Source organism: Kosakonia arachidis (assembly GCF_900116535.1).
Taxonomy (GTDB): Bacteria; Pseudomonadota; Gammaproteobacteria; order Enterobacterales; family Enterobacteriaceae; genus Kosakonia; species Kosakonia arachidis.
This window is the reverse complement of sequence record NZ_FPAU01000001.1, coordinates 902,807-916,812: the sequence shown is the minus strand read 5'-3', so window position 1 is coordinate 916,812 and position 14,006 is coordinate 902,807. Positions and strand designations below refer to the sequence as shown.

Below are 14,006 nucleotides of genomic sequence, written 5' to 3'. Positions count from 1 at the left end.
CGGCAACGTATCGGGGGTTCGAATCCCCCCCTCACCGCCATCATTTCAGATAAGAGCCTGTACGAAAGTACGGGCTTTTTTCTTTTACATTCTCCACACCTGGGGGGATGAGAATCCCCGACCGGGGTTCGACAACGGGCAACTGCCCGTTGGACAGACCACGAATAACATGAGTGGGCTGCTCGCACAAAAACGCCGGGAGCGTTTTTGAACAACGCCTGCGTTGGCCCCAGGGGGGCGAGGCCATGGGAAGGGTCGAGTAAAGCGAATCAATCCCCCCACACCGCCATCATTTGAAGAAGAGCTCGCACGCAAATGCGGGCTTTTTTTCGTATGTCGCAGATGCGTATCCACAACCTGCATTCAACAATCGCAAAAAACATGCTCATATAAGCTCAGAAGAAAAACCTCTGACCTTGCTCACTTTGTTTCTCACACAGCTCTCACCGGTGCATTACTATGGCGTTCCATAAGCGAAAACGAGAGCCGCAATGAAAGAACGCAATAGCGTAAATGGGAAATTAACGCTGCTGGCCATTATTGGCGATCCCATTGCACAAGTGCGAGCCCCTTTGATGATCAATGCCGCCATGGAAGAGCGGCACATCCCGGATACACTGATGGTTCCTTTGCATGTTGCGCCGGGTAACGTACAGCAAGCAATTGAAGGTCTTAAGGCTGTACAGAATTTCGCTGGCGCCATTATCACCATGCCACATAAAAAAGAGGTTATGCGCCTCCTTGACTCAACGAGTACAGCGGCAGCGCGTTGCAGTGCCTGCAATGTCATCCGCCGTGACCGGCACGGGAAAATCCATGGCACCATGCTGGATGGCGAAGGTTTTGTCGCCAGTCTGCTGGAACGTGATATTGCCGTAGGGCAAAAGAAAATCTATTTGGCAGGAACCGGTGGCGCAGGTACCGCAATCGCACATGCGCTGGCTGCTTATCAGGTTGCAGAATTGGTTATCTATAACCGTACCGTCAGCCGGGCCGAAGCACTTATCCGTGAACTGTCGTTTTTCTATCCGCAGGTGCAGTTTCGTCTGGGCAACGATAAACCCGCAGAAGTTGATATAGCCATTAATGCCACTTCCGTTGGCATGGGTGAGGTGCAAGAACTCCCGTTCTCGCTTATGGCGCTCAACCCGCCGACTGTGGTTTGCGATATCATTATCTTCCCGGAGACGACAGCTTTACTTGCTGCGGCACAGCAGCGCAATTTATGCATACATTCCGGACGGGCCATGCTCGCAGCGCAGATTACATTGATGCTTGAGTTTATGCTGCATGGTAAAAAGGCATAAAAAAACCCGGCAAAAGCCGGGCTCTTTCGTTGAGATGGCATCAATCATAAGCCAGCAGCGTACGCTGACAGAGAGCGGAGCGTACGCAGTCATCTTTGTTAAAGCGTACCACGCCAATCATTTCATCTTCCTCAAAACGCGCCAGCGCATCGCTCAGCCCCGATTTAACTCCGGAAGGCAGGTCGCACTGGGTGATATCGCCGTTGACGATTACCGTCACGTTTTCCCCGAGGCGAGTCAAAAACATCTTCATTTGCGCAGCGGTGACGTTCTGAGCCTCATCAAGAATGACGACCGCGTTTTCAAAGGTACGTCCGCGCATATAGGCGAACGGCGCGATTTCCACCTTACCAATCTCTGGGCGCAGGCAGTATTGCATAAAGGACGCGCCAAGGCGTTTAACCAGCACATCATAGACGGGCCGGAAATAGGGCGCGAACTTCTCCGAAATATCGCCAGGTAAGAAGCCGAGATCTTCGTCAGCTTGCAGGACCGGCCGGGTAACAATAATCCTTTCCACGTCTTTATGAATCAGCGCTTCCGCCGCTTTCGCCGCGCTAATCCACGTTTTCCCGCATCCCGCTTCACCGGTTGCGAAGATCAGCTGTTTACTCTCGATAGCATTCAGGTAGTGCGCCTGAGCTTCATTGCGAGCGGCAATCGGAGAGGTATCACGGCTGTCCCGCGCCATGCCAATTGCTTCTACGCCACTCATCTGCACAAGCGAGGTGACCGACTCTTCTTCACGTTGTTTATGGCTGCGTGAATCACGTCTCAGCACGCGTTTCGCTTCACGACGAGCTTTGATCACTGCTTTTTGTCTTCCCATGGATAGCACCTTGAGTTGTTGGTTTACATCACGCGCGTCTGTTTCGACACGACTATGCGCACAAACGTCTGAGGGTTGGCTTCCTTGTAAGCCTTTTCTTGCCTTTGAATATGATGTGGCTGAGCGACAGGCAGCATCGCCGGTCACATCGTTGAAATCGGGTATGAACAAACAGGAGGAAAATTCAGGGGCGAAGAAGTCGTTGCCGGAGGGGGTATCTCCGTGCCGGGTCTTACGTGGTCTTTTTGCGTGTCCGCTACAGGACTTTACCATCCGCGATCTCCTGAAGAACTTCATCACCACAGGGAAAAACGCTTTAAACTAATTACATCAAAACTTAGCATTATTGCAACATTATTTTCACCCACCCATAACGTGCAAGCACTCTGTGTGGTTACAAAGAGTGTCGGATATGAATATTACAGAAAGATAACAGATACTTTCTCATACGAAAAAATGATATCTGGATGGCAGAAAAAGTATGTCGAAATGCAACGAATGATAGAATATCCTGCCCGCAAGCGGGCAGGATAGGATCTTTACGCTTCGAGCAGAGATTGGGCAAGATAGTGGTTTGCGTCTTTCACGCCGGGCAAAACAAAGAAGTAGCCGCCGCCAATCGGACGAATATATTCTTCCAGTGCCTCGCCATTAAGCCGTTTTTGCACCGTCAGGAAACCCTTTTCCAGATCGTGCTGATAACAGACAAACAGCAAGCCCATATCCAGTTGGCCAGAGTTCGTCACCCCGAGCGAATAGCTATAGCCCCGGCGCATCATCAGACTTGATTGTGTCTCTTTGGTACGCGGGTTCGCCAGACGAATGTGGCTGTCGAGAGCAATCACATCGCCGTCCGGATCTTTCGTGTAATCCGGAACATCGTGCTCTTGTTGCATGCCCAGCGGCGCGCCGGAGTGTTTATCTCGCCCAAAAATCGTTTGCTGTTCTTTAAGCGGCGTGCGATCCCAGAACTCAACATGGAACTGGATAATCCGCACCGCCTGATAACTGCCGCCAACGGCCCAGGCTGGTTCACCTTGATCGCCAGTGACCCAGACCACTTCATTCATCAAGGCGTTATCATGGCTGTCTGGATTGGCGGTGCCATCTTTAAATCCCAGCAGGTTTACCGGTGTCTCTTTGCCTTTACTGCGCGCCGCATGATCGGAAATAAACCCTTCCCGCTTCCAGCGCACGCTGAGTAAATCCGGCGTGTGCTTAATGAGATCGCGCAGCGTGTGAATCACCGTATCCTGCGTATTAGCGCAAATCTGGATGAGTAAATCACCGTGGCACAATGCCGCATCCAGCGAATCATTGGGAAAGCGTTCCATCTTTTGCAGTTTTTTCGGCATCTGCGTCTGCAAACCAAAACGCGTATCGAACAGAGACTGACCAACGGAAACGGTAACCGTCAGATTATCCGGCGCAATGTACGGCCCTAGAATACCGGAATCCATTGGCGGCAACCGTGGATTTGGTGTATCCGGCGCCGGGCCGCCGGAAGTGAGAAAAGTGATGCGCTGTGTCAGTAAGCGAAACAAACGTTCCAGATCGGTCTTATCCGCGGCCAGCACATCAAAGGCAACCAACATCATTGACGCCTGCTGCGGCGTCAAAATCCCGGCTTGATGTACTCCGAGAAAAGGCTGCTTTTCCATCCGCGAATCCGGCGACAGCGTCCCCGGCGCACTCTGTGATTTTGCGGCATGGGCAACCGGGCATCCGCCAGCAATTGCGAGCGCGCCTCCCAGCGCACCCATCCCTTTCAGTAAACGGCGACGCGAAGGCTCACTGACGCCATGATCATCATGTTGCTTCATAGTGTTAATCCAGCCCAAGCACGCCGCGCAGTTGCGCCAGATCTTCCGCCAGTGTGGTGATCGGCCCTTTCAGCGCATTACGGTCGGCATCAGTCAGCTTGTTGTACGTCTCATAACCCTCTTTAGTGCGGTATTTCGCCAGAATGGTATCCACTTTCTTGAAGTTGGCATCGACTTTCGCCAGCAACGCCGCATTCTCTTTTTGCAGTTGCGGGCGCAGCAGATCGACAATTTTCTGTGCGCCATCAACGTTGGCCTGGAAATCCCACAGATCGGTGTGGCTGTAACGATCTTCTTCGCCGCTGATTTTGCTGGCCGCGACTTCTTCAATCAAATCGGCTGCTCCGCCCACCACTTTTGACGGCGGGAAAGCCAGTTCGTTAATGCGCGTTTGCAGCTCCAGCACATCGCTGTTGAGCTGATCGGCATATTTGCCCATCTCTTTGATGCTATTATCGCCAAACAGGGCTTTTTCCAGGCGATGGAAACCGGTGAACTTCGGATCGTCCGCTTTGTGCTCATAATCATCCTCACGGGCATCAATACTGCTATCCAGATCGGAGAAGAGTTCAGCAATCGGTTCGATACGTTCATAGTGCTGGCGGGTTGGCGCATACAGTGCTTTCGCTTTTTCCATATCCCCGGCTTTTACCGCGTCGGTGAAGGCTTTCGTGCCGGAGACCAGCTGTGCGGTTTCCGCCACTACATAGGCTTTATAATCTGTAATGGCCCCGCTCAGGCTCAACAAGGCATCATCTTTTCCCGCATCTGCGGTTGCCGAGCCTTTGACTACCAGTTTCCCTTTCGGGTTAGTGAGCAGGCCGCAGGTCATATCATATTCGCCGGGCTGCAGATTGGCGGTCAGCTTCTGGCTGAAGCCCGGTGCGATGTTTTCACGCTCTTCCACCACCATCACACCTTTGAGGATCTCCCATTCCAGCGCTTTCTGGCTGTGGTTGACGATAATGAACTGCGTTTTGCCCGCGTTAACGGTCAGATTCATCGGTTCACACTGCTTGTCCGTTACCGTGACCTTCACCTGCGGAACATCCGCAGCATGTACCCCGAAAGCGCAAGACATCAGCGCCGCGATCCCTACCTGCAAAGCACTACGACGAAAATGAATAGCCATGACCCTTCCCTTAAGTAAGTATGTTGTAACTACAAAGCAGTGAATGTCATCAGGAAGCCGCCTGCGAAGGCTGCGTACCTGAGCGTGGAGGCAAAACAAACAGCACCAGCACCGGGATCAGGTAGGCAAAGTAGACAAAGACTTCGCTAACGCTCGGTGCTTCCTGATAACCAAAAATGCCTTCCAGCAAAGTTCCCATCAGCGAATGCGTGGTGAGCACGTTGCTTAAATCGAACGCCACATCCTGGAATTGATTCCACAAACCAGCTTCATGGAAAGCGCGGATAGCGCCAGCGGCCAGACCGGCGGCCACCAACAGGATAAACAGGCTGGTCCATTTGAAAAACGCGCCGAGATTAAGACGGATCCCACCCCAGTAGATCAGAAAGCCCAGCACCACGGCCGTTGCCAGCCCAAGCATTGCGCCAAGCGGTGGCCAGATACCGAGATCTTGCTGGAATGCGGCCAGCAGAAAGAACACTGATTCCAGCCCTTCGCGCGCGACGGCGAAAAAAACCATCAAAATCAGCGCCCAGCCGTGATGATTACTGCGCGCCAGGGCGTTATCCACCGCTTGCTCAAGCTGTACTTTGACGTTACGCGACACCTTGCGCATCCAGAACACCATCCAGGTGAGGATCACGACAGCAATCACCGCGACAATCCCCTCAAACAGCTCCTGCTCTTTTTGCGGAAACTCACCGGTGGTTTCGTTAATGGCAATCCCCAACCCCAGGCAGAGCGCGGCGGCAAGGAAAACGCCAATCCACATGACCCCGATCCAGCGTCCGCGTTGGGTTCGTTTCAGGTAGCTGGCAATCAAACTGACGATCAGCGCTGCTTCGAGACCTTCACGTAACATAATAAGAAATGGAACAAACATGGAGAACGCCCCTGAGTCATGTGCAGTCAACGCTTGCAAAGAAAAGTAAATTACATTGATAGTGATTATCATTACGTAAAAAAGAAACTCAAGCGAAATATGACAAGAATAATAACTGGATGTAAATGGATAGCAGGCTAACTCTGGCGAAGCACCCCTTATGCAGAAGTGGTTGAACTGAAGCAACAACTTAGCTTACAAAGCATTAACTTTATGTTTACCGCATCTCGCGGCTATGGCTAAATACTCTCCCATTTATCTGCAAAATTAGAGATATGATTAATTTTCTACACTTTCTGCTGGCGCTGGTGGTGATCCTCGCGCTTGCCTGGCTGGTGAGTTTCGACCGGCGACAAATTCGTTTTCGCTTTATTCTGCAATTGATCGTCATCGAAATGGTGCTGGCCTGGTTTTTCCTGCATGCGCAAAGCGGGTTAACGCTGATTAAATATGTTTCCGGTTTCTTCGAAGCGCTGCTGAAATTCGCCGGAGAAGGCACGGGTTTTGTTTTCGGCGGCATGAGCGAAAAAGGGCTGGCATTTATTTTCCTTGGTGTGCTGTGCCCTATCGTTTTTATTTCGGCGTTGATCGGCATTTTGCAGCACTGGCGGATCCTGCCCGTTTTTATTCGTCTGATAGGCACATTGCTGTCGAAACTCAACGGTATGGGCAAGCTGGAATCCTTCAACGCCGTCAGCTCACTTATCCTGGGTCAGTCCGAAAACTTCATTGCTTACAAAGGAATACTCGCTGACCTCTCTTCACGCCGCCTGTTCACCATGGCCGCCACGGCAATGTCGACGGTTTCACTGTCGATCGTCGGCGCTTACATGACCATGCTTGATGCGAAATATGTGGTCGCAGCGCTGATTCTGAATATGTTCAGCACCTTTATTGTGCTGTCGGTCATTAATCCCGCACGCCCGCAAGCGGAACCCGAAATAAAACTGGAAAAACTCCACGAATCACAAAGTTTCTTTGAGATGCTCGGTGAATATATTCTGGCAGGTTTCAAAGTAGCGATGATTATTCTGGCAATGCTGATCGGCTTTATCGCCCTGATTAGCGCCATTAACGCACTTTTCTCTGCATTGTTCGGTATCAGTTTCCAGCAAATCCTCGGCTATGTTTTCTATCCGCTAGCCTGGCTAATTGGGATTCCACTCAGTGATGCGCTGCATGCTGGTAGCATCATGGCAACCAAGCTGGTGGCTAATGAATTTGTGGCGATGATTGAACTGCAAAAAATCGCCGCACAGATGACGCCGCGCGGATTGGGAATTTTGTCAGTGTTTCTGGTGTCGTTTGCCAACTTTGCCTCAATTGGCATCGTTGCGGGCGCCATTAAGGGGCTGAATGAGCAGCAAGGCAATGCCGTCTCCCGCTTTGGCCTGCGCCTGGTTTACGGGGCAACACTGGTGAGCCTGCTCTCCGCCGCTTTTGCGGGTGTGGTGCTGTAAGTGATTTACCCCTCTCCCCTGCGGGAGAGGGATTTAAAATCAGAACTGAACGCAAACCGGCTGATCCACACGCATCACCGATTCCTGCGCGAAACGTGATTTATAAATCTCGCGCAACGTATCAATTTTCGCGTTAGTTTGTGCATCCACGCTGTGGATAAGCATCAGCGCCTTGCTCGGTTCCTTCGACACTTTCCCGTTGCTACCCAGCCACTGCCCCTGAGCATCGAAAACCGTTAAGCCATCACGAAAACGCGGCGTGACATCGTTATCAACATACTGTTGCCACTCCTGAGCGGTAATCAGTCTACCGCCCTGGCGGCTTAAACCGTAATAGAGCGTGGTTTGTTGCATTTGGTTTTCAACCTTGCAGGTTTGCGTGCTCACACTCGACTTCGATGTTGGCACCGCACAGCCTGCCAGCAAACCTGCAACCACCAGCGCGGTGAACCCTGTCTTTAACTTCATATTGCTATCCTCATTGTTATTTATTCTGAGATAACAGCGTAATTACAATTATTTAGCAAATAAAAAAACCGCCGCAGCGGTTTTTTCGTCAATGGCGCGTTATTCTGCCTGCAAACGGGACGGCGGCGCAGAGTGGTAGTGCGCGTCGGCCTCGGCAAAACGCTGCTGCATCGTCGCAGAAGGCGCTTTGCCCAGCAGGCTGAACACCACAATCCCCAGGCTGCCGAACACAAAGCCCGGAATAATTTCATACAGATCCAGCCAACCGTAGTGTTTCCAGATAATGACCGTTACCGCGCCAATAATCATACCCATCAGCGCACCGTTGCGGGTCATCCGCGACCACATCACTGAGAACAGCACCACCGGGCCAAACGCTGCGCCGAAACCGGCCCACGCGTAACTTACCAACCCCAGCACGCGGTTTTCCGGGTTTGCCGCCAGCGCAATAGCGATAACTGCCACCAGTAGCACCATTGCGCGCCCGACCCACACCAGTTCACTCTGGCTGGCACCTTTACGTAAAAACGCTTTGTAGAAATCTTCGGTGATCGCGCTGGAGCAAACCAGCAACTGGCAGCTCAATGTAGACATCACCGCAGCCAGGATAGCAGAAAGCAGCACGCCCGCAATCCACGGGTTAAACAGCAGTTGCGCCAGCTCGATAAACACGCGTTCGGCATTCTGATTAACCGCGCCCGCCACCGACGGATTGTTATTGAACCAGGCGATACCAAAGAACCCTACGGCGACCGCGCCAGCCAGGCAGAGGATCATCCAGGTCATGCTGATACGACGCGCATGCACAATCGTGTGGTGAGAATCGGCGGCCATAAAGCGCGCCAGAATATGCGGCTGACCAAAATAACCCAGCCCCCAGCCCATCAAAGACAGAATAGCGACAAAATTCAGCCCCTTCAGCATGTCGACGTTTTCGATGCTTTTTTGCTTAATCACCTCCAGCGAATCACCGAAACCGCCAACACTAATAATGACAATCACCGGCGTCAGGATCAGCGCAAAAATCATCAAGCTGGCCTGCACCGTATCGGTCCAGCTAATCGCCAGGAAGCCCCCAATAAAGGTGTAAATAATGGTGGCTGCCGCACCTGCCCAGAGCGCGTGCTCATAGCTCATGCCGAAGGTACTTTCGAACAAACGTGCGCCCGCCACAATGCCGGAGGCACAATAAATGGTGAAGAAGACCAGGATTACCAGGGCAGAGATAATGCGCAGCAGACGGCTTTTATCTTCAAAACGGCCAGTGAAATAATCCGGTAACGTCAGCGCATTATTGTTCACCTCGGTGTGTACGCGCAGACGTCCGGCGACCAGTTTCCAGTTGACCCACGCGCCAAGCACCAGGCCAATCGCAATCCAGCTTTCAGAAATCCCGGAGATAAAAATCGCGCCCGGCAGCCCCATCAGCAACCAGCCGCTCATATCGGACGCCCCGGCGGAAAGCGCAGTGACCATCGGCCCCAGGCTGCGACCACCGAGAATATAATCGTCAAAATTCTTCGTCGAACGCCAGGCGAAAAAACCGATCAATATCATGCCAAAGATATAAATAAGAAAAGTCACCAGCATCGGTGTGCTCATTGCCATAAAGCAGTCTCCAGGGTTCTTCGTCAGCAAAATCATTTTGCTGCTTTATCCATCACCGGAACGTCGTGATGGCGCGTATTGATTATCAGAAGCGCCCGTATCCTGCCGGAAGCCTCCCTTATTCACAATTGATTTAACACAGCATTTACATCAAATTCATCCTGAGCATGATAGCATTTTGCGATAGGTTGCACTGCGTCACACTTTTCAAGGTTGCACCTTTTAAAAGTGTTATCCACCGCATAAAACCTGCTTTACCAGTGAAATATCCAGCGCCTTTTCCTGCTACCAGTAATTAACATTTAATTCATTTTTAACCTTGCCAGCCACGTCACATTTAACAAGGTTGCACAAAGTTGCAACATGGTGGATATTTCTGCCTGAACAGCAAAACAGCCAAAAAAACAGGAGCAAAGCATGGGCACCACCACGATGGGGGTCAAGCTTGATGACGCTACGCGCGAAAGGATTAAAGCCGCTGCAGCGACGATCGACCGCACGCCGCACTGGTTAATTAAACAGGCCATTTTTAATTATCTGGAAAAGCTGGAGCGCAGCGAAGGATTACCAGAACTGACTGCCGCGCCAGGGGGCGCGTCACAAGACGAAGAAAGCGGTGTTCCCGTTGACGAGAGCCACCAACCATTCCTCGACTTTGCCGAGCAGATCCTGCCGCAGTCTGTTTCCCGTGCTGCGATTACCGGTGCCTGGCGCTGGGCGGAAACCGATGCGGTGCCGATGCTGCTGGAGCAGGCTCGTCTGGCACCGCCGATAGCAGAAAATGCCCATAAGCTGGCTTACCAGTTAGCGGAAAAATTACGTCATCAAAAAACCGCTTCCGGCCGTGCTGGTATGGTGCAAAGCCTGTTGCAAGAATTTTCGCTCTCCTCACAGGAAGGTGTCGCGCTGATGTGTCTGGCAGAAGCACTGCTGCGCATCCCGGATAAAGCTACCCGCGACGCGTTGATCCGCGACAAAATCAGCAACGGCAACTGGCAGTCGCACATTGGCCGCAGCCCGTCGCTGTTCGTCAACGCTGCGACCTGGGGCCTGCTGTTTACAGGACGACTGGTCTCTACGCACAACGAAGCAAATCTCTCGCACGCCCTGAACCGCATTATCGGGAAAAGCGGTGAGCCGCTGATCCGTAAAGGCGTGGATATGGCGATGCGCCTGATGGGGGAACAGTTTGTCACCGGAGAAACCATCGCTGAAGCGCTGGCGAACGCCCGCAAGCTGGAAGAGAAAGGCTTCCGCTACTCCTACGATATGCTGGGCGAAGCGGCACTCACCGCCGCCGATGCGCAGGCTTATATGGTCTCCTACCAGCAGGCCATCAACGCTATCGGTAAGGCATCCAATGGTCGCGGGATCTACGAAGGGCCGGGCATTTCAATTAAGCTTTCTGCTCTGCATCCGCGTTACAGCCGTGCGCAGTATGACCGCGTAATGGAAGAGCTTTATCCGCGCCTGAAATCCCTCACCCTACTGGCGCGCCAGTACGATATTGGTATCAATATTGATGCCGAAGAGGCCGATCGTCTGGAAATCTCCCTCGATTTGCTGGAAAAACTCTGCTTTGAGCCAGAGTTAGCAGGCTGGAACGGTATTGGCTTTGTGATTCAGGCCTACCAGAAGCGCTGCCCGTTTGTCATTGATTACCTGACCGACCTGGCAACCCGCAGCCGCCGCCGTCTGATGATCCGCCTGGTTAAAGGCGCGTACTGGGACAGTGAAATCAAACGCGCGCAAATGGAAGGCCTGGAGGGGTATCCGGTGTACACGCGCAAGGTGTACACCGATGTTTCTTACCTCGCCTGCGCAAAAAAATTACTCGCGGTGCCGAACCTAATCTACCCGCAGTTCGCCACCCACAACGCCCATACGCTGGCGGCGATTTACCAGCTTGCAGGACAAAACTACTACCCCGGCCAGTATGAGTTCCAGTGCCTGCATGGCATGGGCGAACCGCTGTACGAACAGGTGGTGGGCAAAATTGCCGACGGCAAACTGAACCGGCCATGCCGCATTTATGCCCCCGTTGGTACCCATGAAACTCTGCTGGCCTACCTGGTGCGGCGTCTACTGGAAAACGGTGCCAATACCTCATTTGTTAACCGCATTGCTGATACGACATTACCGCTCGATGCGCTGGTAGCCGACCCGGTGGCAGAAGTGGAAAAACTGGCCGCGCAGGAAGGTCAGGTGGGTCTGCCGCATCCGAAAATCCCTCTTCCCCGCGCCCTGTATGGTGAAGGACGCATCAACGCCGCTGGTCTGGATCTGGCGAATGAACACCGGCTGGCATCGCTCTCTTCGTCGTTGCTGAACAGCGCCACGCAAAAATGGTATGCCCGTCCGATGCTGGAGCAGAGGGTGATGGAAGGCGAGCTTCTGGCGGTGATCAACCCGGCAGAGCCGAAAGATGTGGTGGGTTACGTGGTGGAAGCTGGCGATGAAATCGTGGAACAGGCGCTGAATAATGCTGTTAATCATGCTCCCGTCTGGTTCGCCACACCGCCGCAGGCGCGCGCTGCCATTCTGCAACGTGCTGCCGTGCTGATGGAGGATCAGATGCCGCAGTTGATGGGCATTCTGGTACGTGAAGCCGGGAAAACCTTCAGCAACGCGATTGCCGAAGTGCGTGAAGCAGTCGATTTCCTGCGCTATTACGCAGGACAGGTTAGCGCCGATTTTGATAACGAAACTCATCGCCCGTTAGGACCGGTGGTCTGCATCAGCCCGTGGAACTTTCCGCTGGCGATCTTTACCGGACAAATTGCCGCCGCGCTGGCGGCAGGGAACAGCGTGCTGGCGAAACCCGCGGAACAAACCCCGCTGATCGCCGCACAAGGCGTGGCCATTTTGCTGGAAGCGGGTGTGCCCGCCGGGGTATTGCAATTGCTGCCAGGACGTGGCGAAACGGTCGGCGCACGACTCACCTCCGATGCGCGGGTGCGTGGCGTAATGTTCACTGGCTCGACTGAAGTAGCCAGTCTGCTGCAACGCACCCTCGCCACACGACTCGATGCACAGGGTCGTCCGACGCCTTTGATCGCCGAAACCGGCGGCATGAATGCGATGATTGTCGATTCGTCGGCGCTCACCGAACAGGTGGTTGTCGATGTGCTGGCCTCTGCGTTCGACAGTGCCGGACAGCGCTGCTCGGCGCTGCGCGTGTTATGCCTGCAAGACGAGATTGCCGATCACACGCTGACCATGTTGCGCGGCGCGATGGCCGAATGCCGGATGGGCAACCCAGGCCGTCTGACCACCGATATTGGCCCGGTGATCGATGCCGAAGCGAAAACGAATATCGACAAACATATTCAGACAATGCAGGCCAAAGGGCGCAAGGTATTCCAGGCGATGCGCGAAAACAGCGAAGATGCCCGCGAATGGCGTACCGGCACCTTCGTTGCGCCAACGTTGATTGAACTGGAAAGCGTCGACGAGCTTCAGAAAGAGGTCTTCGGGCCGGTGCTACACGTAGTGCGCTACAACCGTAACCAGTTACCGCAGTTGATTGAGCAGATCAATGCTTCCGGCTACGGTCTGACGCTCGGAGTACATACGCGCATTGATGAAACCATCGCTCAGGTGACCGCCAGCGCACATGTCGGCAACCTGTACGTTAACCGCAATATGGTTGGCGCAGTGGTCGGTGTGCAACCGTTTGGCGGAGAAGGGTTATCCGGTACCGGGCCGAAAGCGGGCGGACCGCTCTATCTCTATCGTCTGCTCGGTAGCCGCCCGGAAAATGCGGTACTGAAGACGCTTGCCCGCCATGATGTTACCGCGCCGCTGGACACCCGGTTGAAAAATGCCATGGTGCAGCCGTTGGAAGCGCTCAGCGCATGGGCCGCCGATCGTCCGACATTACAGGCGCTGTGCCGTCAGTTTGGCGAGCTTGCGCAGAGCGGGACACAGCGTCTACTGTCAGGCCCGACCGGTGAGCGTAATAGCTGGACGCTGGTCCCGCGCGAACGCGTGCTTTGCATGGCAGATAACGAACAGGATGCGCTGGTACAACTGGCGGCGGTACTCGCCTGCGGCAGCCAGCTATTGTGGCCTGATGCCACGCTGCAACGCGATCTGGCAAAACGTCTTCCGCCGATCGTCAGCACACGCATCCAGTTCGCCAGGACCGATGAGCTGATGTCGCAGTCGTTTGACGCCGTGATTTTCCATGGTGATTCCGATCAGCTGGTTATACTGTGTGAAAACGTGGCCGCACGCGACGGTGCCATTGTCACAGTGCAGGGGTTTGCTCGCGGGGAAAGCCATATCCTGCTCGAACGCCTGTGGCTGGAACGTTCGTTAAGCATTAACACCGCCGCCGCAGGCGGTAATGCCAGCCTGATGACCATTGGTTAAACCCGTGAACAGGCCCGATGGCACTACGCTTATCGGGCCTGCAAAACCATCACCACTGCAGGTGGTGATGGTTAATAGCAAATGCACAATACCCTGTAGAACGGATAAATCGTTATTGT

The 14,006-nt window shown here is 53.5% G+C and carries 9 protein-coding genes; 3 read left to right on the top strand and 6 right to left on the bottom strand.

Translation table 11 applies throughout. The annotated features are described in order from the left end of the window. The first annotated feature begins 491 nt into the window (after window positions 1-491). Window positions 492-1,307 carry a shikimate dehydrogenase family protein gene (locus tag BM427_RS04390; RefSeq protein ID WP_090119563.1) on the top strand — a complete coding sequence of 272 codons (816 nt, stop codon included), beginning with the start codon at window positions 492-494 and terminating at the stop codon, window positions 1,305-1,307. A gap of 40 nt (window positions 1,308-1,347) precedes the next feature. Here the strand turns inward: BM427_RS04390 and phoH are convergent, their stop codons facing one another. From phoH to efeU, 4 genes are all read right to left on the bottom strand, one after another. Continuing rightward, window positions 1,348-2,136 (bottom strand): phosphate starvation-inducible protein PhoH, encoded by a 789-nt coding sequence (gene phoH, locus BM427_RS04385; RefSeq protein WP_043953937.1) that lies wholly within the window; start codon window positions 2,134-2,136, stop codon window positions 1,348-1,350. A gap of 539 nt (window positions 2,137-2,675) precedes the next feature. Next, entirely contained in the window at window positions 2,676-3,959 is a 1,284-nt protein-coding gene (gene efeB, locus BM427_RS04380) for an iron uptake transporter deferrochelatase/peroxidase subunit (RefSeq protein ID WP_090119559.1), read from the bottom strand. Window positions 3,960-3,963: 4 nt separating this feature from the next. Beyond that, on the bottom strand, window positions 3,964-5,091 hold the full coding sequence (gene efeO, locus BM427_RS04375) for an iron uptake system protein EfeO (RefSeq protein WP_090119557.1): 1,128 nt from the start codon (window positions 5,089-5,091) through the stop codon (window positions 3,964-3,966). Between the two features lie 49 nt (window positions 5,092-5,140). After that, on the bottom strand, window positions 5,141-5,974 hold the full coding sequence (gene efeU / locus BM427_RS04370) for an iron uptake transporter permease EfeU (RefSeq protein ID WP_090119555.1): 834 nt from the start codon (window positions 5,972-5,974) through the stop codon (window positions 5,141-5,143). A 275-nt stretch (window positions 5,975-6,249) separates the two neighbouring features. Between efeU and BM427_RS04365 the strand changes: the two genes are divergently transcribed. Further along, window positions 6,250-7,434 (top strand): NupC/NupG family nucleoside CNT transporter, encoded by a 1,185-nt coding sequence (locus BM427_RS04365; protein ID WP_090119552.1) that lies wholly within the window; start codon window positions 6,250-6,252, stop codon window positions 7,432-7,434. A 39-nt stretch (window positions 7,435-7,473) separates the two neighbouring features. Here BM427_RS04365 and BM427_RS04360 read toward each other — a convergent pair whose 3' ends face one another. Together BM427_RS04360 and putP are read right to left on the bottom strand one after the other, a co-directional pair. After that, a complete protein-coding gene (locus BM427_RS04360) occupies window positions 7,474-7,902 on the bottom strand; it encodes a DUF3574 domain-containing protein (RefSeq protein WP_090119550.1) in 429 nt (142 codons plus the stop codon). 99 nt (window positions 7,903-8,001) lie between these two features. Then, on the bottom strand, window positions 8,002-9,510 hold the full coding sequence (gene putP, locus BM427_RS04355) for a sodium/proline symporter PutP (protein WP_090119548.1): 1,509 nt from the start codon (window positions 9,508-9,510) through the stop codon (window positions 8,002-8,004). Window positions 9,511-9,927: 417 nt separating this feature from the next. On the opposite strand from putP, the gene putA reads away from it, so the two are divergent. After that, window positions 9,928-13,887, top strand: coding sequence for a trifunctional transcriptional regulator/proline dehydrogenase/L-glutamate gamma-semialdehyde dehydrogenase (putA, locus tag BM427_RS04350; RefSeq protein WP_090119546.1), 3,960 nt, complete (start codon window positions 9,928-9,930; stop codon window positions 13,885-13,887). The last annotated feature ends 119 nt before the right edge of the window (window positions 13,888-14,006 follow it).